The organism is Rhizobium acaciae (genome assembly GCF_025941625.1).
In the GTDB taxonomy this organism is placed as follows: domain Bacteria; phylum Pseudomonadota; class Alphaproteobacteria; order Rhizobiales; family Rhizobiaceae; genus Rhizobium; species Rhizobium acaciae.
Genome location: NZ_JAPCZO010000009.1, coordinates 219,790 through 241,906, shown reverse-complemented (window position 1 = coordinate 241,906; position 22,117 = coordinate 219,790). Strand labels below are relative to the sequence as shown.

General features: G+C 61.4%; 19 protein-coding genes. 4 read left to right on the top strand and 15 right to left on the bottom strand.

The window, feature by feature from the left end:
• Nucleotides 1-51: 51 nt before the first annotated feature.
• The 4 genes from OLZ32_RS16665 (at nt 52) to OLZ32_RS16650 (ending at nt 4,790) form a co-directional block, all read left to right on the top strand.
• On the top strand, nt 52-2,931 hold the full coding sequence (locus OLZ32_RS16665) for a helix-turn-helix transcriptional regulator (protein WP_017991358.1): 2,880 nt from the start codon (nt 52-54) through the stop codon (nt 2,929-2,931).
• A gap of 173 nt (nt 2,932-3,104) precedes the next feature.
• Nucleotides 3,105-3,710 carry a class I SAM-dependent DNA methyltransferase gene (locus OLZ32_RS16660; protein WP_017991359.1) on the top strand — a complete coding sequence of 202 codons (606 nt, stop codon included), beginning with the start codon at nt 3,105-3,107 and terminating at the stop codon, nt 3,708-3,710.
• Nucleotides 3,711-3,853: 143 nt separating this feature from the next.
• Nucleotides 3,854-4,474: a hypothetical protein gene (locus tag OLZ32_RS16655; RefSeq protein WP_017991360.1), complete on the top strand. Its 621-nt coding sequence runs from the start codon at nt 3,854-3,856 to the stop codon at nt 4,472-4,474.
• Nucleotides 4,475-4,586: 112 nt separating this feature from the next.
• Nucleotides 4,587-4,790, top strand: a complete 204-nt coding sequence (locus OLZ32_RS16650; RefSeq protein WP_003550088.1) for a cold-shock protein — start codon at nt 4,587-4,589, stop codon at nt 4,788-4,790.
• 348 nt (nt 4,791-5,138) lie between these two features.
• On the opposite strand, the gene OLZ32_RS16645 is transcribed toward OLZ32_RS16650, so the two are convergent.
• The 15 genes from OLZ32_RS16645 to OLZ32_RS16575 all read right to left on the bottom strand — a co-directional run bounded on the left by OLZ32_RS16645 (nt 5,139) and on the right by OLZ32_RS16575 (nt 22,022).
• Nucleotides 5,139-6,764, bottom strand: a complete 1,626-nt coding sequence (locus OLZ32_RS16645) for a GMC family oxidoreductase (RefSeq protein ID WP_264397259.1) — start codon at nt 6,762-6,764, stop codon at nt 5,139-5,141.
• Nucleotides 6,761-8,290 (bottom strand): FGGY-family carbohydrate kinase, encoded by a 1,530-nt coding sequence (locus OLZ32_RS16640; RefSeq protein WP_017991363.1) that lies wholly within the window; start codon nt 8,288-8,290, stop codon nt 6,761-6,763. The genes OLZ32_RS16645 and OLZ32_RS16640 overlap by 4 nt, the downstream gene beginning before the upstream one ends.
• A 31-nt stretch (nt 8,291-8,321) precedes the next feature.
• Nucleotides 8,322-9,164 carry a class I fructose-bisphosphate aldolase gene (locus tag OLZ32_RS16635; RefSeq protein WP_032986786.1) on the bottom strand — a complete coding sequence of 281 codons (843 nt, stop codon included), beginning with the start codon at nt 9,162-9,164 and terminating at the stop codon, nt 8,322-8,324.
• Complete coding sequence (locus OLZ32_RS16630) at nt 9,137-10,885, bottom strand: glycerol-3-phosphate dehydrogenase/oxidase (protein ID WP_017991365.1); 1,749 nt, start codon at nt 10,883-10,885, stop codon at nt 9,137-9,139. The genes OLZ32_RS16635 and OLZ32_RS16630 overlap by 28 nt, the downstream gene beginning before the upstream one ends.
• Nucleotides 10,886-10,897: 12 nt before the next feature.
• On the bottom strand, nt 10,898-11,893 hold the full coding sequence (locus tag OLZ32_RS16625) for an aldo/keto reductase (protein WP_017991366.1): 996 nt from the start codon (nt 11,891-11,893) through the stop codon (nt 10,898-10,900).
• Nucleotides 11,890-12,894, bottom strand: coding sequence for a sugar-binding transcriptional regulator (locus OLZ32_RS16620; protein ID WP_017991367.1), 1,005 nt, complete (start codon nt 12,892-12,894; stop codon nt 11,890-11,892). The genes OLZ32_RS16625 and OLZ32_RS16620 overlap by 4 nt, the downstream gene beginning before the upstream one ends.
• A 1-nt stretch (nt 12,895) precedes the next feature.
• Nucleotides 12,896-13,888: an ABC transporter permease gene (locus OLZ32_RS16615; RefSeq protein ID WP_017991368.1), complete on the bottom strand. Its 993-nt coding sequence runs from the start codon at nt 13,886-13,888 to the stop codon at nt 12,896-12,898.
• Nucleotides 13,889-13,916: 28 nt separating this feature from the next.
• The gene (locus OLZ32_RS16610; RefSeq protein ID WP_020486861.1) at nt 13,917-15,455 is read right to left on the bottom strand and encodes a sugar ABC transporter ATP-binding protein; all 1,539 of its coding nucleotides are present in this window, start codon (nt 15,453-15,455) and stop codon (nt 13,917-13,919) included.
• 69 nt (nt 15,456-15,524) lie between these two features.
• Entirely contained in the window at nt 15,525-16,553 is a 1,029-nt protein-coding gene (locus tag OLZ32_RS16605; protein WP_003550068.1) for a substrate-binding domain-containing protein, read from the bottom strand.
• A 368-nt stretch (nt 16,554-16,921) separates the two neighbouring features.
• A complete protein-coding gene (locus tag OLZ32_RS16600) occupies nt 16,922-17,863 on the bottom strand; it encodes an ABC transporter ATP-binding protein (RefSeq protein ID WP_017991370.1) in 942 nt (313 codons plus the stop codon).
• Between the two features lie 22 nt (nt 17,864-17,885).
• Nucleotides 17,886-18,521, bottom strand: a complete 636-nt coding sequence (locus tag OLZ32_RS16595; protein WP_017991371.1) for an ABC transporter permease — start codon at nt 18,519-18,521, stop codon at nt 17,886-17,888.
• Nucleotides 18,518-19,150 carry an ABC transporter permease gene (locus OLZ32_RS16590; protein ID WP_017991372.1) on the bottom strand — a complete coding sequence of 211 codons (633 nt, stop codon included), beginning with the start codon at nt 19,148-19,150 and terminating at the stop codon, nt 18,518-18,520. The genes OLZ32_RS16595 and OLZ32_RS16590 overlap by 4 nt, the downstream gene beginning before the upstream one ends.
• 37 nt (nt 19,151-19,187) lie before the next feature.
• A complete protein-coding gene (locus OLZ32_RS16585) occupies nt 19,188-20,006 on the bottom strand; it encodes a phosphate/phosphite/phosphonate ABC transporter substrate-binding protein (protein ID WP_017991373.1) in 819 nt (272 codons plus the stop codon).
• A 5-nt stretch (nt 20,007-20,011) separates the two neighbouring features.
• Nucleotides 20,012-21,016, bottom strand: coding sequence for an ornithine cyclodeaminase family protein (locus OLZ32_RS16580; protein WP_264397258.1), 1,005 nt, complete (start codon nt 21,014-21,016; stop codon nt 20,012-20,014).
• Nucleotides 21,017-21,134: 118 nt separating this feature from the next.
• A complete protein-coding gene (locus OLZ32_RS16575) occupies nt 21,135-22,022 on the bottom strand; it encodes a glycine betaine ABC transporter substrate-binding protein (protein WP_003550056.1) in 888 nt (295 codons plus the stop codon).
• Nucleotides 22,023-22,117 lie beyond the last annotated feature (95 nt).

Sequence of the window (22,117 nt, the reverse complement as noted above, 5' to 3'; positions counted from 1 at the left end):
GACTATGTCTTCATCTCTGCTAATCTCGAACTTCAGGCTTCGGAGCATCTTGTGTCGACATCCCCTAGAAGGTCTCGGTTTTCAGGCCGTGCAGTTGAACTCGATTCGATGGAATCCGCTTTCCGAGATGTGACCGGCGGGCGGCAACGTTGCTTTCTTGTCGGGGCAGAAGCAGGCGGCGGCAAAACGCGGCTGGTTGAAGAGTTTGCCAACCGACTGTCCGGCCGTACCCTGTTTCTGAAAGGCGGGTGCATTGAGCAGCGGGAATCGGCATTGCCTTACGCGCCGGTAGCGGCTGTGCTGCATGAACTTGTTCATCTGCGCGGCGCGCCGGCAGTCAAATCCTTTGTCGGCGCCGAGGGCGCGCGAGAACTAGCCTGGCTTCTTCCCGAATTCGGCGAGAACTCCGAAAGATTTGATTCCGGCATCGCAAGAGCGCGGCTGTTCGAGGTGCTGCGAAAGTTGTTCGAGGAGCTAGCGCGGGAGACGCCGCTCGTGGTGGTCATCGAGGATATTCACTGGGCCGACCATGCAACTTGCGATCTGCTTCGTTTCCTCGCGACACGGCTGAAGAAAATTCGGCTGATGCTGATCGTCACCTATCGACCCGAGGAGACCAACGCCACCAACGCCCTGCGGACGACTATCGCTGACCTCTCACTTTCCGAGGGTGCCGAGGTGTTGACGCTTCCCCGCCTTCGACGCGCGGAGGTCGCCGTGCAGCTCGAGGGGCTGCTAGGACGCCCGCCAACACCCGCGCTGATCAATGAGGTCCATGCGCGGTGCTGCGGAATCCCGCTTTTCACGGAGGCACTCATCGATGCCAACGGAGGCTTGCGCAGAGATTTTCCTGGTTCGCTCAACGACTACCTGCTGAGAGCAGTCAGGGACATGCCGGCGTCGACGGCCGAGCTGTTGAAGGTGATGGCGCTCGGCGGCCCGCATATCACTCATGCGCTTCTTCGCAGCGTCGCGAACAAGGCCGACCTTGAATTAGCAGAATGGCTGCGTCCTGCGATTTTGGCTGGGATCCTGGTGCCTGATCATGATGGATATGCGTTCCGCCACGCACTTATCCACGAAGCGGTGCGGGGTGACCTGATCGCCGGCGAAAAGGTGGCCATCCATCGCGCCTATGCGGACGTGCTCGAACGCGGACCGGCTCCAAGCTACAGGGTTTGGCATTCCGTTGCGCTTGCGCGCCACTGGTACGGCGCTGGTCAAGCCGAAAATTGCCTGCGATGGGCCTGGCAATCCGCCACGGAGGCCGCAGCCACTTTCGCTTATGCAGACCAGATGGAGATGCTGAAGCTCGTGCTGGCAATGTGGCCCGAGGTCGATGATGCGATTGACGTGATCGGCGCGGATCACTGCAAGGTGTTGGAACTCGCTGCCGATGCCGCCTGCTGGGCAGCGGAGGCGGAACAGGGGCTGGCTTTTGTCGAACGCGCACTCGCCGAGGTGGATGTCGGTCGCGACAAGGAGCAACTCGCAGCGCTTCTTCTGCAGCGCGCGGTGATGCGTCAACACGCACTTATCCCAGGCGAGATCGCCGACCTCGAGCGCGCGCTCGATCATGCGCTCGATTCCACAAGGCTGCGCGCGGACGGACTGGGGCAGTTTTCCCGCGCGCTGATACTAAGGGGAGAGTTCGATCGCGCCAGGCGCTTGGGCGACGAACTGAAGGATCTGTCTGAAAGGCTCGATGACGAGGAGTACCGCATAGAGGCACTGATCGTCGCGGAGTCTTTGGAGATGGCATCGGGCAGTTACCACATCGATGGCCTCTGGAGCGTCGTTGACCGCGCCAGGCAGGCCTCCATCGGACGGGTCGAGGTGCTGGCGGGCGCCGCATTGCTTCGCGCCCTGCTTGAGACGGGACAATATCCTCAGGTCGCCGAAATCGGACCGGCGATCTTTGCGCGGACGGTCGAGTTCGGCCAGGCACGCTATATCGGGGCGATAATCGGTTCGCCTTTGTGCCGCGCCCTCCTCGCATTGGGCCGCGTTTCTGAAGCCATTGAGACATGTGAGCGGATGGCGGCATTGGATCCGCTACCGCTCGGGCTCGTTCATGTTTTCGAATGCCAGGCGGAGATCGCCTTGGTCTTGGGGAACTCGGATCGAATTGCCGTTGCGGCGAGATCCTTGCGCAGTCTGCCACCCGGCCCTCAGGTTGCGAGCCGCATGGCGGCCAATCTTTTGAGATTTGACATCGAAAGCCGCACGCTGGCGGGTGACATGGATCAATCTGCGATGCTGATAAGATCCGCCTTGAACCATTGCGAAAAACAAGGACGCGTCTCTTGGCCACTCCTGGCGTCTGCGATGCGCGTTGCCGTTGATACGAACCAGAAAGATGTGGCGCGGCAGTTCGCCGACCTTGCCGCTCGGTCCCCGTGCCGCAATGTGGTGGAGGAAGCCGAGAGGCTGGGCATCCTGGCCGAGATGTCGCGCTCGACGGGTTCCGACCTCGAGGCGTGGGAAGCGGTTGCCCAAAGCTGGGCTGATTTGAGCCAGCCCTTTCAGCAGGCATATGCCCTTATGCAGGCCGGTGGTGCTGCAGTGAATGCCGGCCAGCGCGTGAAGGGTGCGGGCCATTTCCGGCGAGGCGCGGACCTTGCCCATTCGACCGGCGCTTCCCTCCTGGGCAATCAGATCGAGACCCTCGCCGAAAAGGCCCGCATTGATCTTGGAAACGGAAAGGAGGGTGGCATGCCGAAGGCACCCCTCGGCCTGACGGATCGGGAATTCGAGGTGCTCCGGCTTCTCGCCGCGGGACAGAGCAATCGCGAGATCGCCGTCAATCTGTTCATTTCCTCGAAAACGGCGAGCGTTCATGTCTCCAACATCTTGAGCAAACTCTCAGTCCCCAGCCGCGGCGCCGCGGCCGCCATGGCCCACCGGCTCCGGATCGTAGATCCGGCCTAAGGTTTGCTTGTCTTGCTATGCCCTTCCGGTGTCTGTCGTCCGCACGACCCAGGCGTCGCATTCCTATTTGATTGTCTAGGCATGTTGCCTGATGTGCTTATGCCGGCCTTAGGCCGAGGATGCTTATATGGCGCGCCCGAGCGGCGCCCAAAATGCGAACATCCGGAGGTCAAATGAACATCCCTTCCACCACCTTGGCCAACACCCAACGTACGATCGATTCTTATGAAGGTTGCGCCGATGACTATAGTCGCATCGTTGATCAGTTTCCCTGGCCGAGCCTCGAGGCGGCACTGCGTCAGGTAGCTACCGCCGCCGGCAAGGGTGGCCAGATCCTTGAGATCGGGTCCGGGGCCGGATGGGATGCGGATTTCCTGGAGACACAGGGCGTTTCGGTAAGGCGAACCGATGCGACGCGACGGTTTCTGGAACTGCAGGCCGCGCGCGGCAAGAAGGGCGAGCTCCTCAACGTCATCACCGACGACCTCGGCGGACCCTATGACGCGGTGGTCGCTCTCTGTATCCTGATACATGTGCCGCGTGACCAGACCGGCCCGGTTCTCGAAAAGATCGTCGCCGCGCTACGCCCGGGAGGTGTCTTCCTGGTGTCGATGCGTGATGGGGACGGAGAGACGAGCGGCGCCTACCACATGTCCTACTGGCGCCGGGACGATTTCGCGCTGTGCATCAAGCAGGCAGGGCTGGCTCTTGAATGGGACGCACACAGGGTCAACCGTGACGGCGATGGGTGGAACACGTTTTACGCTCGCAGAGAGTGATACGGGCCAGGTTGCACAACCTCATTGTGTAAGACCGATCTAAAGCCTGATGCGGGCGATCGGCAATCCCTTTCAGCGCGCATGGGCAGCATTGGTAGGTTGATCCTGTTGAAAACGTGCGCGCTGCGTTGGGAACGCGGTCAATGCCTCCCATACGGAACCAAATCATCGCCGAGCGGTTATATGACAGCTTCCTCCTCGAAGAGCCGAGTGTCATGATGCGGATGTTACGCGGCCCGAAAGTTACTCAGATGATCAAGGTCCTTTCATGCACCATCGCCGCGGCGACGGCGTCAATGCTCATGGCCGGAGCCGCCAAAGCCGATGAGTCTGCCTTCCTCAAAACACTGGCGGGAAATTGGAGCGGCAACGGTACGGTGAAAGTGCGGACAAATGCACCCACCATGAAAGTCACCTGCCGTTTCAAGTCGGACGCGAATGCAAGCTCCCTTGCACTCAATGGGCGCTGCACCAGTCTCGTCGTTTTTTCCCGCGTCATCAGCGCCAACCTCAGGGCCAGCGGTGACACCTACACCGGCTCCTACGTGGGCGCGGGCACCGGCACCGCGGGTCTTGGCGGAAAACGCGCCGGCAATGCCATAAGCCTCGCGATCAAATGGGCGAAAGAGGTCAATGGCGATCGACGTGCGCAGATGATGATCGAAAAAACCGGGGCATCGGGCATGCGCCTCACAACCGTCGATACCGACCCCGCTACAGGTCGATCGGTTGTTACGAGCCGCATTGACCTTCGTCGGAGCTGATATCTTTTTGCGTTCAAAGCGCCGCTGGCGTGCTAAAGGGTTGATAGAGAAGCTCCGAAGCTATAGTTTCGCCTTCGCAAATCGCTGAACGATACAAGGAAATAGTTATCTCATGCCGACAGGTACCGTTAAATTCTTCAATGACGACAAGGGCTTCGGCTTCATCACCCCTGAGGGTGGCGGACAGGACGTTTTTGTTCACGTGTCTGCGCTGCAGAGCGGCGGGTCGCTCCGCGAAGGCGACAAGGTCAGCTTCGAAGTTGGACAGGATCGCAAGACCGGAAAATCGAAGGCTGAGAACGTCTCGACCCTCTGATCGAAATCGAAGGCGGCCCAGCCTGCGTTGAGCGGGTTGGGCTCATCCTCACGAGACGTGGGCGCGAATGCCTCCGTACTCTAAAGCGCGTCGTGATCTTCGCGCTTTATGTCTTTGTGTTACGTATGTCGTGGTCGCGAAACCGCTGCACAGTTTTGCGCCACATGCTTTAAGCCGAAACGCCGGCGATCGAGGTCTGGGCGTGTCGTTTAACGTCCGCGCCCTGGAAATCCCGAATATGACGCGTGACGATGATCATGCCAGCGCAGTGGCGGCAACCAGAGCATTTTCTCCTTGACAGAGGATGTTCCACGCATTCGCTTTAGACAATGCGAGGAGCTGATCACATCACGCCCCTGATAGAATGCTTTTCGCGGCCTTCTCGGCAATCATTATCACCGGCGAGTTGGTGTTGCCCGACACGATCGTCGGCATGATCGAGGCATCGACCACCCGCAGTTTCGCCAGCCCATGCACCCGCAATTGCGGATCGACAACCGCCATCGTGTCGCTCCCCATCTTGCAGGTACCGACCGGATGGAAGATCGTCGTGGCGATATCGCCGACGCGACGGATCAGTTCCTCGTCAGTCCGGTATTCCATGCCCGGCAGCATCTCCTGCGGCCGGTACTTGGCGATCGCACCCGCCTCCATGAGCCGGCGGGCGTGCCGGATCGATTTCGTCGCAACCATCCGGTCGCCGACGGTCGAAAGATAATTCGGGCGGATTTCCGGCGCCACGGAAAAGTCCGGGCCGCCAACATGCACGGTCCCCCGGCTCTCCGGCCGCAGATTGCAGACGGAGACGGTGACGGCGGGATATTTGTGCAGCGGCTCGCCGAGCCGCTCGGTGCTCAACGGCTGCACGTGATATTCGAGATCGGCGGTCACAACGGCCGGATCGCTCTTGGCAAAGATACCGAGCTGGCTCGGCGCCATCGACAAGGGCCCGGACCGGCGCAGCATATATTCAAGCCCCATACCCGCCCGGGTGAACAGGTTGTGATACAGCTGGTTCAGCGTCTTTGCGCCCTCGATGCGGAAGACCGTACGGATTTGCAGATGGTCCTGCAGGTTTTCGCCGACACCCGGAAGTTCATGGGCGAGGTCCAGTCCGGCAGCGGACAACACATCCGGGCGACCGACCCCGGAAAGCTCCAGGATTTTCGGCGAATTGATCGCACCGGCAGACAGAATGACCTCGCGACCGGCGCGAGCCAGATGGTTCTGCCCGTTCAGCCGGAACCGCACGCCGGTCACCATTCTGCCGTCGAATTCCAGCCGCTCGGTTTCGGCGCCGGTCAGCACACGCAGATTGGGCCGCTTCATCGCCGGGCGCAGAAAGGCCTTCCTCGTGTTCCAGCGCAGGCCGCCGCGCTGATTGACCTCGAAATAGCCCGAGCCTTCATTGTCGCCATCGTTGAAATCGTCGGTCTTCGGGATACCCAGTTCTTCGGCGGCATCGCGAAAGGCATCGAGGATCGGCCAGGAAAGCCGCTGCTTTTCCACCCGCCATTCGCCGCCTGCCCCGTGCATTGGCGACTTGCCGCGATAGTTGTCCTCGGATTTCAGGAAATAGGGCAGCACGTCGTCCCAGCCCCAGCCGGAATTACCCGCCTGGCGCCAACCATCGTAATCGGCCGCCTGGCCGCGCATGTAGATCATGCCGTTGATCGACGAGCAGCCGCCCAGCACTTTTCCACGCGGATAGGGCAATGACCGGCCGTTCAGTCCGGCCTCCGCCTCCGTCTTCATCATCCAATCGGTGCGTGGATTGCCCATGCAGTAGAGATAGCCGATCGGCACATGCACCCAATGATACCGGTCGCTGCCGCCGGCTTCGAGCAGCAGGACACGGGTTTTCGGATCGGCCGACAGCCGGTTGGCCAGAACGCATCCCGCCGATCCTGCGCCGACGATGATAAAATCGTAGCTTCCCGCATCAATGGCCGCATCATCGACACGCATGTTCATGCCGCCGCCCCCGCTGCCGCCGGCGGGACCGCTGTCAGACGCCGCCAGAGCGGTGCCATTGCCTCGGCGATATCCAGATAGAGAGCGTAGCGCCGCGCATAATGCGCCTCAAGCGAGACATCCGGGCGATAATGCCGCTCGGTCCGGACCATGGCCGCAGCACCAGCGCCGAAGTCCGCGAAGACGCCGACGCCGGTTCCAGCCGCAATCGCCGCCCCCAGCGCACCGGTTTCGCGCGAGCGGGCGACAGTGACGGGTACGCCGAGCACATCGGCAAAGATCTGCGGCCAGATCAGGCTGCGCGAGCCGCCGCCGGAGAGCACCGCCTCGTTGAACACCGCTCCGGCCTTTCGGATCGTCTCGATGTGCTGGCGATGACCGAAGGCGACACCTTCGAGAAGCGCGCGAACGAGATGCCCCTTGGTGTGCCAGCCGGCAATGCCGTAGAAGCCGGCGCGTGCGTGGCCGTCCTGCTGGGCGCCATAGAGATAGGGATGGTAGAGCGGGTCGTCTGCCGCGGGCTCGATCGCCCCGGCCAGTGCGCAGCAGGCATCGAAGGCCGAAACGCCTGCCGCATGCTCGCCTTCGAAGAACTCCCGCACCAGCCATTCGAGATTGGCAGCCGAGGTGGCGCTGTTCTCCATCGCCATGTAGCGGGTGCGATCGAAGGTCGAGGACATGAAGACCGGCCCGTCGAGGTCGGGACTGTCTATAACGACCTGGTTGATGCTCCAGGTGCCGGCAATGATCGAGGCGCTGCCGGTGCGCGAAACGCCCGAGCCGAGCGCCGAGGCGACAACGTCGAACAGCCCGCCGACCACAGGCGTACCGGCGGCGAGCCCGGTTTGCGTCGCCACCTCGTCCGTTACCGTGCCGGCAATGTCGGCGCTTTCGATGAGTGGCGGCAAGAGGTCCATGCAATCGCCCAGTCCATAGGCTTCCATCAGCGCCTTGTCGTAGCGGCGCGCGGCAAGATCGAGCAGACCGGCCCCCGACATGTCGGATACTTCGCTGACGCGGCGGCCGGTCAGGCGGTTGACGACGAAATCCTTGGAGAAGAACACCGTACCGATGCGGTTGAACAATTCCGGCCGGTGACGCTTCAGCCAGGCAAGCAATGTCGGCGTCTGGGATGGCCACGGGCGCTGGCGGGCAATCGGATAGGTCCGGTCACCAACGCCGGCTTCTCGCCATTCATCGACCAGCCCGGCCGCCCGCGTGTCGAGCGACTGGATGCCGATGAGCGGAGCGCCGTCGCGATCAAGCGCATAGAGACCGTTGCCGTGCCCGGCGCAACCGATCGCGGCGATTTCCCCCGGCTGGATCCTTGCCTTTTCAATGCAGGCGCGGATGACCTGGCGGGCATTCGCCCATAATTCGTCCAGACCCCGCTCGACATGCCCCGGGCTCGGCATGCGGCTGCGTCCCTCTGCCGACGCAGCCGCGATCTCGTTGCCCGCTCGGTCGAAAATTACCGCCTTGATGACGGTGTTTCCGGCGTCGAGACCCAAAAGATACTCTCCCATGCAGAACCCTCCCAAGATTCGAAATCGCTGCTCAGCCCTGCTGGTAGAGCGCAAAGGCCTGTTCGCCGCTCGCATCCTCGTGCACGATCGCCATCAGCCCGCGCACCACGGCACTCGGATTGGCGTGCTGATAGATGTTGCGCCCATAGACCATGCCCATTGCGCCCTGTCGCATCAAGGCGGCGGATTTGTCGAAGACGGCGCGAAGATCTTCCTTGCCGCCGCCGCGCACCAGAACCGGACAACGGGCTGCTTCCACCACTCTGTGGAAATCCTCGGCATTGGTGGTCGGATCCGCCTTGACGATATCCGCCCCCATCTCGCGGGCGAGCCGCGTCAAGGTAACGATCTTGTCCGCGTCGCCATCGACCATGTAACCGCCCTTTTCGGTGACCGGCTGCATTACCAGCGGCTCGATCATCAGCGGCATGCCATACTTGTCGCAATCGGCCCGCACGCGGGAGATGTTCTGCACGCACTGGCGGAACAGGTCCGGCTCGTCCGGCAGCATGAACAGGTTGACGACGACGCAGGCCGCATCCATTTCGATCGCGCCGATCAACGGCTCGGTCTCGTTCTGCAGCACCGCCCACATGTCGCGGTGGCGGATCCGGTTATAGGGATTGCCCATGTCGATGCGCATGACCAGCGCCGGCTTGTCCTTGCCGGGCACATCCTGCAGCAGGTCCGCCTGGCCGTAATTCATCTGGATCGCATCCGGCCCGGCGGAAACCAGCGCCTTGACGACGGCCTGAATATCCTCCAGCCCATTGAGGAAGGACGGTTCGTTGCAGACGCCGTGATCGATCGCCACGTCGAGGCAACGGCCGCCGCCGAACAGCCGGTTCATCCGGACTTTGCTGTTGTGTCGCATTCTATGCTCCTTGGTTCGTTCCTTGCGGAAAGCATGTCTTCATCGACGCCGTGGCGTTCGTTGAGAAGGGTGAGAAAACGGTCGCGCTCACGGGCGTGATGCGCGAGCGTCCAGTGCCTTTCCTGCGCCAGCAGGTCGAGTACGGCATCCATCATGTCGAGCGTAAGCTCGCCCGAAACGGCAAGCGTTGTGCGCCGCAAAAGCAGGTCGTCCAGATGTTCCACCGCTTCACCGCGGATCAGGAACTGCAATTCGCGCACCGAGTAGCCGGCGTGCGGCAGCACCGCATCGGGGCCCGCCGCGATGAAACCGGCAACCGCCTCGGAATCCGTGCCATATCGAGCAAACAGCTCAGCCATGCGCCGGATGGAAAGGCCTTTGCTGGCCGCCACCTGCGTTAGCCAGACAGGCGCGTTGGTGGGAAATGCCTGCCCGCCGCCGATCGGCCGATCGGTCGTCGTAATACGGCGCTGCCTGCCTAGCCTTTCCAGTGCCATGTCGGCCGCCAGTTCCCCGAAGGATCGGAATGTCGTCCACTTGCCGCCGATCATGCACAGAACCGGTGGGCCGCCATCCTTCGGCTCGACGACCGTGCAGAAATGATCGCGCGGAATGCGCCCGGTAAAACTGTCGGTGCTGGCCGGCAGCGGGCGCACGCCGGAAAACTGGAAAACGATCTGTTCCGGCCGGATGGTGATGTCAGGCAGGACGAAGGCGAGCGATTGCAAGATATAATCCCGCTCGTCCGCCTCGCAGCGCACCGTTTCCGGATTGTCGACGCGGATATCGGTGGAACCGACGAGAACCTTGCCGAGGTAGGGAAACAGGATGCAGATCCGCCCGTCCTCGTTCTCATAGTACAGCATGTGATCGGCGAGCGCGTCGCGCAGGTCGGCATTGTCGACGATCAGATGCGAGCCCTTGGTGCCGCCCATCAGTGGTGCCGGCCGTGTTTCCGGCGAAAACAGGGTCTGATTGGCGATGTCGATCCAGCCGCCGGTGGCGTTGATGATCAGCGCTGGTTCGACGGCAACGGACGCGCCGCCGATCTGGTCTTCGAGACGGTACTGACCATCCTCTGTCCGCCGCAGTTCCGCATAGTTCAGCGCCATCGCCCCGAACTTTGCTGAAATACCATCCTGCAGAAGCTCGATGCCCAGCCGCTCCGGGTGGCTGACCCAGGCGTCGAAATAGGTGGCTGAACTCTTGATGTCGGGATTGAGCGCCGGCCACTTGGCAAGCGTCGTGCGCCGGCCGCGAAACTGGTGGCGCGGCATCAATGCCCGCTTGCGGGTCAGGAAATCATAGATGCTGAGGCCCGCCTTGATGGCGATAGCGCCACGCCGGCTCGGGCGGCGGCTGAGACCCAGGAAGCGGACGATGCCATTGCCGAGGCCGGAAAAGATATCGAACACCGGCACCGTCGTCGGCAGCGGCGCGACGTAATGCGGCGCGTTGCGCAGCAGCCGGTCCCGCTCGACCAGCGATTCCTGCACCAGCTTGAATTCGCCGTTTTCAAGATAGCGAAGCCCGCCATGCACCATGCGCGACAGCGCCGAACTGGCCCCGGAGCAATAGTCGTGTTTTTCCAAAAGCAGCACGTTCAGCCCCTGCAGCGACAGCTCCCGAAAGACGCTGATGCCGTTGATGCCGCCGCCGATGACACAAACGTCCACCTTCGGGCTCTGGCGGAGCCCGTCCAATATCTCTTGCCGTTTCATGATGGCGATCCGCTACCTGTCCATGTCAGTCAGTTTCGCCGCTATGGCCGTATCGATGGCCGCAAGATCGGCCACATCCAGCCGGATGGTCCCGGCCCGCGCATTGTCGAGCGCTTGTGCCGGATTGCGCGCCCCGCAAAGTGCAAAGGTGACGCCCGGCTGCGCCAGCGTCCAGGCAATCACGATCTGGGCGATGCTGGCGCCGTGTTTTTCGGCGACCGGCCGGATGGCGTCGGCCAGCGCCGCTGCCTTCTGGCGGTTGTCGACCGAAAAGCGCGGATTGCCCTTGCGCTGGTCGTCGCCTGAGAACACGCGGTCAGGACCGATGGTGCCGGACAGCAACCCCAGCGCCAGCGACGAGTAGCTCAGCGTCGCAATGCCGTTGGCCCTGGTCAGCGGCAGAAGCTCCGCCTCGATCTCCCTGTCGATCATGCTGAACCGCTCCTGGATCGCGTCGAGACCACCGGCAGCGATATAGGCATTGAGGTCGTCGGGGCTGACATTGCTTGCGCCGATCGCCCGGATCTTGCCCGATGTGCGCAGGTCTTCCAGCGCCCGCATCGTTTCCTCGATCGGGGTCGTCGGATCCTGCCAATGGGTGATGTAGAGATCGATATAGTCGGTTCCGAGCCGCCTCAGGCTTTCCTCGACCTCATGCAGGATCGCATCGCGGCCGAGATAACGGTGCACCGGCTTGCCGTCCTGGTCGAAGAAATGACGGCCCTTCTGCGTATGCCAGACAAGGCCGCATTTGGTGGCGATGACAGCCTTGTCGCGGCGCCCGGTCAGCGCCTTGCCGACGATCTCCTCGGAACGTCCAAGCCCATAGGCCGGCGCCGTGTCGATCAGCGTCACGCCGGCATCGAGCGATGCCTGGATCGCGGCGATGGATTCGGCCTCATCGGTCCCGCCCCACATCCAGCCGCCGATCGCCCAGGTGCCCAGTCCGACCGCCGAGGCGGAAACGCCCGATTTGCCGATCTCACGTGTCAGTTGTTGTCCGCTCATGCCCATTTTCCTTCGCCATTCGCCAGTGCCAGCACCCGCGCACCCGTCGCCTCATCGGTCACCAGCGTATCCAAATGATTGCCGCGCAGAACGCTGAGGATCGGGCCTGCCTTGTTCGGCCCGCTCGCCACACCGATCTTGGTGGGGATCGAGGCGAATTCCGGCAGCGTCAGCGACACCAGCGAACGGTTGAGGCTGTAGTCACAGACCTGGCCATGATCATCGAGCAGATGCGCCAGCAATTCGCAGGAGGCGCCGGAGCGCTCGATCGCGGCGCGGTCGGTGCTTGAGGACGGATGCAGGTCGTAATAGCTCGAATCGTCCGAGAGGATCGAGCCGATGCCGACCACCGCCACTTTCGCCTCACGCGCCCGTTTGAAGACGTCTGCGACGGAACGCATGTTGATCAGCATCGCCCGCTGCTCGGCATCATCGGCAAAGAGGGGCGCATGGATCTGGTAGGAACGTCCCCCAAGCCGATCGGCCATCAAGGTCGAGACATGATTGACGTCGGTATAGTGTTTACCCTGCACGCAGCCGGTTGCTGGAATGACCTCGACATTGAACCGACGCGGCGGCTGCAGACCGGCAACGACGGCGCTCACGCCTTTGCCACCGGTGATGCAAATCGTATCGCCGTCGATGATCTCTTCCAAAAGCAACCGCGCTGCCGCTTCACCGACGGCTTGGAGTGCCGTCTGCGGATTGTCGGACACGGTCGGCACCACCACGGCGCGGCCGATGCCGCCAAGCGCTCGGAGCCGTTCTTCCATATCGACCAGCGGTTCGACCGGCGACTTGATCTTGATCTCGACCAAACCGAGCTGGCGGCCGCGCTTGATCAGCCGGTTGACGGTGGCGTGCGAGATGCCGAGCTGATCGGCAATCTGCGCCTGTGTCAGTCCCTCGAGGAAATGCAGCACCAGAGCCTGGTGCATCTGCCGGGCGATGACGATTTCCTCGCGCGGCGCATTTGCGGGTTTGAGCTTGGCTATCGGCATATCAGGCAGCCTTCCGCTTGTGCAGGAAATGGTCGATCGAGACGGCGGCAAGCAGAATGCAGCCTTTGATCATGTCTTGCCAATAGACAGACACGTCGAGCAAGATCAACGAGCTTGTTACGACCGACAGCAGGGCAATACCGAGAATGGCCCCGAGGATCGTGCCGGAGCCGCCATTCAGCGACGCACCACCGATCACCGCGGCCGCAATGATGTTGAGTTCCATGCCGACGCCAAAGGTCGGGGTCGCGGCGCCGAAGCGGGACATGTAGATCACCCCGGCGACACCGGACAGCGTGGCGCTGAGCACCGTCACCCAGAACTTCACCTGGTTGGTCTTGATGCCGGAATAGAGCGCCGCCTTCTCGTTGCTGCCGGTGTAGAAGACCTTGCGGAAGGCGGTTGCCCGGCGCAGCAGGAAATCAAACAGCACGACGACCGCGACAAAAATCAGGATTACATAGGGGACGCCGTAGAATGTGCCCTGCCCGACCGCCTTGAACGAGGGTGGAAGCGTGAACAGCGACAGCGGCGTGCCCCTGGTGATGATAAGGCAGATACCACGCACGATCACCATGGCCGCAAGCGAGGTGATGAAGTGATTGAGCCCAACGATCGTGACGAAGAAGCCCATGACGCAGCCGATCAGGCCGCTGGCAAGAATGCCGATCAGAGATGCGCTCCACGGATCGAGCCCCATCAGGAACAGTGAGCCCGACAGCACCATCGAGAAGCAGACGACCGAGCCGACCGACAGGTCGATGCCGCCGACGATCAACAGGATGGTCATGCCGACGACGACGATCCCTTCCACCGAAAACGACATCAGCATCGCCCGGAAATTGCCGAGCGTCAGAAAATGCGGCGAGGCAAAGCTCATGACGATGCAGAGCGCCAGGATGATCGCGATCAGTCCCGCCTCGCGCATCGTCCACAGCCGTTTCCAGCCGGGCGCGCGTGCCTGATGTGCCGTTGCCAATGTAGCGTCCGCCATGACCCTGTCTCCTGCCCCTGCTTTTTCCCTAAGCGGCATGCTCTGATGCCTTTGAATTGTTGTGGCCGCCGATCCCCGAGGCGAGCCGCATGATCGCTTCTTCCGTCATCGCCTCGCCCTCGACCGCGCCTGCAACCGTGCCTTCGTGGATGACCAGCACCCGATCGCACAGACCGAGAAGCTCCGGCAGTTCCGACGAGATGACGAGGATGCCGATGCCGGAGCGCGCGAGATCGCGCAACAGCCGGTGGATTTCCGATTTGGCGCCGACATCGATGCCGCGGGTCGGCTCGTCCATCAGGATGACCTTGGGATCGACCGCCAGTTGCTTGGCAATCGCCACCTTCTGCTGGTTTCCGCCCGACAGCGACGAGACTGGCATGTCGATGCCACCCATCCGCACGCCGAGCCGCCGGACCAGGTTGTGGGCACGATCCGCCTCGGCCTTGGAATTCAACAGTCCCAGCGGTCCGGTCAGCGATTTCAAATCGAGAACGGCAATGTTCTGGGCAATGGAAAGATCGAGGAAAATGCCGGAGCCTTTCCGGTCTTCCGACAGGTAGACGACCCCCGCTTGCGCTGCCTGCGCATAAGAGCGCGCCCGCAGCCGCTGTCCATGCAGTTGCACCTCGCCGCCAGTTACCGGCCGCAACCCGCAAATACCTTCGGCTATCTCGGTGCGGCCCGAGCCGATCAGCCCGCCGACGCCGAGAATTTCCCCTTTGCGCAGTGCGAAGCTCACATTCGTGAAGCGGCTGCCGTCGCCGAGATCGCGGACGCTCAGGATGATCTCATCGGTCCGCTCCGCCAGCGCCTGCTTTTCCGGATAGAGCTGGGTGATCTCGCGCCCGACCATGCGGCGCACCACATCATCCGGTGTCAAATCCGCCACCTTCTCCGTCGATACATAACGGCCATCGCGAAACACGGTGACCCGGTCGCACAGGCTGAAGATTTCGGCCATGCGGTGGCTGATATAGATGATTGAAATACCCTGCGCCCTGAGGTCGCGGATAATTCCGAACAGGACCTGCGTCTCCGATTCCGTCAAAGCCGCCGTCGGTTCGTCGAAGATCAGCACCCGGCAATCGAGCGTCAGTGCCTTGGCGATCTCGACAAGCTGCTGGCTGGAAATCGACAGGTCACCGACTTTGCGGCGCACGTCGATCGGCGCCAGACGGTTCATCACGACCTGCGCATCCCGCTCCAGCCTGCCATAATTCATGAAAGGCGAGCGGCGGCGGTTGGTCGCGGCCATGAACATGTTCTCGGCCACCGTCGCATCGTTGCAGAGCGCGAATTCCTGATGCACGAGGCCAAGCCCGAGTGATTGCGCCACGGCCGGCGACGTCACCTTTACCGGCGCGCCATCGACGAGAACGTCCCCTTCGGTCGGCTGCAGCACGCCGGCAATGATGTTCATCAGCGTCGACTTGCCCGCGCCGTTTTCGCCGCAAAGCGCATGAACCTCGCCCTTCTCCAGGCTGAAGCTCACCTCCGTCAACGCCTTCACCGCACCGAAGTGCTTGCTGACATTGCGGATTTCCAGAACCGGCACCGACGCCATCATCGTCTCCTCCTCACGCTCGCGGTGGCTGTCCGGAGTTTCCTGCCCCCGGACAGCCGGCACAAAGGCTTACTCCTCGATGCCTTTGGTGCCCCGCCGCTTCAGATACTTGTCCCAGTAGAAGTCGTCGGCATTGGCAGCCGTGACGATCGACAAGCCGTTGTCGACGAACGGAATGCTCATCGGATTGAAGCCGACGCGCTTGGCGTCGTTCATCGGGTCGATGAGTTCCGGATGCTTGGCAAGCCACAGGAGCATGAAGCCCATGTAACCCTGCATGCCCTGGTTCGGGTTGATCGAGCCGAACACTTCGCCCGCCTTGATCATGTCAAGGATATTGGCGTTGACGTCGGCGCACATCACGAGGATCTTGCCGCCGCTTTCCTTATTGGCCTGCGAAGCGCCGATGGCTGAATTCGCTTCCGGCATGAAGACGGCGCCAATGTTCGGATGTGCCTGCACCAAGCTCATCAGGCCTTGATAGGCCTTGTTCGGGTCCTGGTTGGACGCAGCGCGACCAACCAGCTTCATATCAGGATATTTTTCCTCCATACGGGCGATGAAGGCGGCGATACGCTTGTCGTGGTTGTCCTGGCCCGGATTTTCGAGAACGGCATATTCACCCTTGCCACCCATCTTTTCGGCAATCGCGTCGGCCGCATAGGTGCCTTCGCGGGTATTGTCCGACGTGACGAACGAGATGCGCTTCGAAAGCGGCGCATCGGCTGCGAATGTCACGACCGCCGTGCCCTGGTCGATCGCCCGGTTGATCGGCTCGATGAACGGGTCGGAGTTCATCGGGTGAACGAGAATACCGGCCGGGTTCTGGGCCAGCGCCTGGTCGAAAGTGGCGATCTGCTTGTTGACGTCATATTCCGGCGTGCCGGTATAGGCGGTCTCGCAACCGAGCTGCTGACCGGCCTGCTTGAACATTTCATAGACCGGGAACCAATATTCGACGCCCGATACCATGACGTTCATGACGTATTTTTCACCGGGCTTGCAGCGGAACGGATTTTCCGCGTCCGCGCTGGCCGCGCCGGCGAAAAGCGTCGATGTAAGGACCGCCAATGCGGTCGTGCTTAGAAATTTGCGCAAGTTTCCTCCTCGAGGCCGAAGCCCCTCCCAAATATCCGGCGGCGCCTCAGCGGCTGCCGATGATCCATTGAAGACCGGAGTTCCTCCTCGAAGTCCGGTATGGGCAGATAATCGCAACGGCAGAGTGCTGTCAATATAATTCATGCTGTGAAATATATTTCAACTCTATCCGCTCGTGTAGCGGTCGATGCCCGCCTGCGAGCGGTCGAAGGGTTCATGCCGGTCGTCGTGGCGCCTGGCGATGTCGCCCTGTTCGGCAAACGACCCAGCCGGAGCACTTCCGATTTCCCCGCGCCATGGAAACGCTTTATCTTTTTTGGTTTGGTGCAATTCCGGGCGCAAGACCGCTGCGTACTATGCTGGATGCTCTACAGCCGATTGGCGCGCAATAGAGTGTCACGAGACAAATATCCCGCAAGCGTCCCATCCGCGGCTCTGACGTGCAGGCCCGGCATCTCGCCGGAGAGGATGAGCGCCAAGGCGTCGTGAACCGTGGCATCAGCGGCGATCTCGGCATCGCCGTTGGACGGTTCCGGCGCGGTCATGATCATCGATACGGCAATCAAGCTCAGCCTCTTTATGGCTCGGTCGGGACCGAGGAAACTCTCGACGAATTCATTGACGGGACGCGCGAGGATTTCCTGCGGGGTATCATATTGAAGGAGGCGGCCATCCCGCATGATGGCGATGCGATCACCCATCTTGATCGCCTCATCGAGGTCATGGGTGACGATGACGACGGTCTTCTTCACCTTCCTGAGAATATCGCGGAATTCGTCCTGAAGCCGAACGCGGGTGATCGGATCGATGGCACCGAACGGTTCGTCCATCAGCATGATGGCAGGGTCGGCGGCGAGCGCACGCGCGAAACCGACGCGCTGACGCTGCCCGCCCGACAATTCGTGTGGCAGGCGCTGCCGCATGATGGCCGGATCAAGGCCGACGAGATCCAGCAGCTCATCGACCCGGCGATCGCTGCGCGCCTTTTCCCAACCGAGAAGTCGCGGTACGGTCGCGACATTGCGCGCGATCGACATATGCGGAAACAGACCAACTTGCTGGATGACATAGCCGATGCTGCGGCGCAGTTCTTTCTGATCGACCCGGGCGATATCTCTGCCATCGACCAGCACCCGTCCCGTCGTAGGCGTCTCCAACTGATTGATCATGCGCATGGTCGTGGTCTTGCCGCAGCCCGAAGGGCCGATCAGGGCAACCGTCGTACCGGTCTCGATCAGGAGATCGAGATTGTCGACCGCATGCTGGCCGCTTCCGTCGTAGTTCTTCGTAACATGGTCGAGATGAATCATCCTGATATCCGCTTTCGGCCGCCTAGCGCCGTTGAGTGAAGACGCGCTCCAGGGCGCCGAACGCCAATTCCGCAAAGATCGCGAGCACGGCTATCGGAACCGCTCCGACGAGAAGGCGCGGCATGTTCATGATCGCAATGCCGGCATTGATGAAATCGCCAAGCCCGCCGCCGCCGATGAAGGAGGCCAGCGCCGCCCCGCCGATGACCTGGATGGCACTCGTCCTGACGCCTGACAAAATCGACGGAACGGCCAGAGGAAGTTCGATCTCCCACAGCATCTGTCCGGCGCTCATGCCCATTCCATCGGCCGCATCGATCACCGAGGCGTCGATCTCGCGGATGCCGATGATCGTGCTCAACAGCAGCGGCGGCACGGCAAGGACGATGAGGGCGACCACCGACGGCAACAATCCGATGCCGAGAAACGGCATCGCCGCCGACAGAATCGCAAGGCTCGGTATGGAGCGCAAGGCGCCGGCAATATTGACCACTGCAAAGGCGGCGCGAGGTGCCCGTGCAACGGCAAATCCGAGTGGCACGGCAATGACGAAAGCGATACCAAGCGATAGGACGCACATCAGAAGATGGCGATTGAAAGCATTGAAGAAGCTACCGGAGTTGTTAAAGATCCAGCTGAATGCATCGATAACGATCATGCGGCTTTACCTCCACTGCGCCGGCGCAGCAGCTTTTCGAAGGATGCAAAACAGTAGTCGGCAAAGAGCGCCAGAAATGACGTCAGCAGCCCGCCGGCGATGATCTTTTCGGGGAACCGCTGGTCGATGCCTTCGAAAATGATGACGCCGAGCCCGCCGGCATTGATATAGGCGGCAACGGTCGCGATGCCGATGACCGTCACCATGGCAATGCGGATACCGCCGACGATATAGGGCATCGCCAGCGGCAGCTCGACCTCCCAAATCCGCCGCGCCGTGCCGTAGCCCATGCCATCGGCAGCTTCGAGTATGTCACGCGGAATTGCCTGAAACCCCATGCCGATATTGCGGATCAGGATCATCAGCGAGTAGGCGGCAAGACCGGCAATGGCGGGTGCCGCCCCAATCCCCATGATCGGAATGAGAAGCGCAAACAGCGCCAAGCTCGGCACGGCGAACAGGATACCGGTGAAGATGATGATTACCGCGAAGCTCCGCGGCCGCCTTGCCGCCCAGATCCCGACGATCAGTGAGATCACCAGGGCAATGCCGACCGAGGAAAAAACGAGATACAGGTGCTCCAACAGCGCTTCGAATAGCCGATCGAGGTGTTTAGGGACCCACTTCATCGTCGAGACCTCCGCGTACGGGCGCTCGTTCGCCTGTCTACCATGAGATCCCCAATCTGCGATCGGCGTCGTCGGCTCTCTGCGGCAGGACATCGTAGGCCGACGGAGCGACCACTGAAAATCGCCTGAGGCCCAGCCGTTCCAAAGCTGCCGCTCCCTCAGGCGTTTCATGCAACGTCACGAGGCTGCGCTGTAACGCTGTGGCAATGTCCGCCGGCAATGTTTGCGCGGCAACCAATAGCGGCGCGGGAAGCGGATCGGTCGTCGCCAGAATACGAAGACCATCGATGGCGTCGCGTTCGTGCAGCGACAACAATTGGAAGGCATAGGCGTCGATCGCGCCCGCTTCGATCCTGCCATCCTTGAGGGCTGCGACGATGCCTGAGGGATTGAGCAGTGGTCCGACCGTCGTGCTCTGCTTCATCGTGCCCGCAAATCGGCTGGCAAGGTAGGAGCGCGCCGCGTGGTAGCCCGATTGGGAATCGCGCACGGTCCAGCCCCAGCGTGCCGCAGCGAGATCCGCCACCGCGTTCACCGGCCCGGTGGAGGCGACGAGGATGTGGCTGGCATAGAACGGCTGGTCCAAAGACCATGCTTCGCTCGAGACGGGTGCAGCAAGGGCAGCCGGTCTTAAGCGCTCGGACATGCGCGAAAACGGATAGCCGCACATAAAGACCAGCCCCATGTCCGGCCTGCCCCATAGCTCCGACAGCGGCGCCGGTGCTGCATGAGCGATGATCTCGAGCTCGATGCCGGAATGCAGGCTGACCAGCGCAAACAGCGCGTCCCACAGGCCGCGAATACGCGGACTGAGATTGTACATTCTCGAACAGGCGATCGGCTTGGACATCACCATGGCAACTATGCGAACCGTAGCCGCTGGCCGATGTTCATCTCTCTAGCCTTGTCGACCATGGCGGCGCCGAGCGCCACGTCGGTCGTGCTGAGGCCGCGATGCCAGAACAGAATCGTCTCCTCGTCGCTCTCGCGGCCGGGTTTCATGCCGCAGACGATCTGGCCGATTTCGGCATGCAAGTTCTCGGCCGTCACCTTGCCCTCGTCGACGTGACGGCGAAGTGCTCCGAAAGGCTTGCCGGGGCCGCATTGTCCCCAATCGTCGACGACGACCTTGTCCATGATATCGGTGAGATCGAATTCAAGCGCGCTCATCGTGCCATAGGGCACGACGAAGGCTCCCTTCTTCACCCATTCCGTCTTGAACAGCGGCGCCGGTTCCGGCAGGCGGCTGGCCTCGACCATGATATCGGCGCCCCTGAGGCAATCCTGCCAATTGTCGGTGACGATGATCCTCTTGCCGAGATCCGCCTCAAGGCGCTTTGCGAAGGCATCGCGACTTTCCGGGCGGCGCGAATGCACGCGGATTTCATCGAAGTCGAAGAGATGATCGAGAAGGCGGACATTCCAGTAAGAGGTTCCGCGGGCGCCGATATGGCCGAGAATCTTGCTGTTCTTGCGGGCGAGATATTTTGCGCCGAGGGCGGTCACGGCGCCGGTGCGCATGTCGGTGATAGCAGTCGCGTCGATGATGGCCTTCGGCACGCCTGTGTTCGGGTCGAACAGGTTGAGGACCGCAAGCTCCGAGGGCAGATCGACCTTATAGTTGTCGACGAAATCGCCGACAACTTTGACGCCGGCGTAGTTCAGCGCTTTGACATAGCCGCGAAGCACGTTGAAATGGCCTTTGTCTGAGCTCTCCGGCACAAGATGAACACGCGGCTCGATGACGGTTTCGCCCCTGCCCTGCGCATCCAGCGCTTTCGACACCGCATCGAGAATCTCGTCATTCGTCAGCGCCAGCGCCTTGGCATCGAGGGCGTTGAGATAATCGATCCAGATTTCCTGCATTTCCCGCTTCTCCACATTCCTGTCCGGCTGCTGAACGGACGGATTTTCGAACAAAACCCTATGAAGGATGACCGCACCAGATCGCGGCCGGATGGATACCCGGCCGCGGGCGTGACGATCATTTCGGCAGCAGGCCGTTTTCCTTGAGGAATTCGACCGCCACGTCCTTGGCTTCCTCGTGATCGGTCTCGACTTTGGCATTGAGGACGCGCATTTTCTCGTTATCGAGATGGGTGCCGACCGCTTCCAGCAGTTCGGCAACCTTCGGATTGGCCTTCAGCACGTCCTGGCGGACAACCGGGGCCACATAGTAGGGCGGAAACAGACCCTTGTCGTCTGCCAGCGGCACGAGGTTCTTCGAGCCGATCTGCCAGTCGGTCGCCGCACCATTGGCGACGTCAATGTCCTTCTGTTCCAGCGCATCATAACGAAGACCGAGCTTGGCGAACTGCTTGAACTCCTTGAACTCGGCGTCATAGACACGCTTCAGGCCGGGCAGGCCGTCGGCGCGGTCCGGAAATTCAGCGCCGCCGCCGAAGACCAGGGTCTTGGAAACCTTGGCGAGATCCGACAGGCTTTTCAGATTGTTGGCCTGCGCCGTTTCCTGCCGGACCACGATGACGTAGCCATTGTTGATGCCGCTCGGCTTCAGCCAGGTGAGGTTGAACTGCTTGGCGTAGAAATCCTTGACCTGCGTGTAAACCTTCTCGGCGTCGGTCGACATCTCACCCTTGACGACAGAAGCGAGCGCCGTGCCGGTATATTCCGGATAGAGATCGATCTCGCCGGCCACCAATGCCTGGTGAGCAATCAGCGTGCCGCCGAGGTTGATCTTGCGCTCGACGGTGATGCCGGCATTTTCCAAAACGGCGGCGTACATTTCGGCGAGGATAAACTGCTCGGTGAAATTCTTGCTGCCGACCTTGATGGTCTCTGCGGATGCAGACTGGAACATGGCGGCTGCCATGATGCCGGCTGCAAAGATGCCTTTTGTCCAATTTTTCATAGTCATTCCCTCTTGTTGACTTTTCAATGAACGAACCGACGGCATTCCCCGGAATAACCGTCGGCATGACCGGTCGGCGCCCTGCCCTTCTTGCC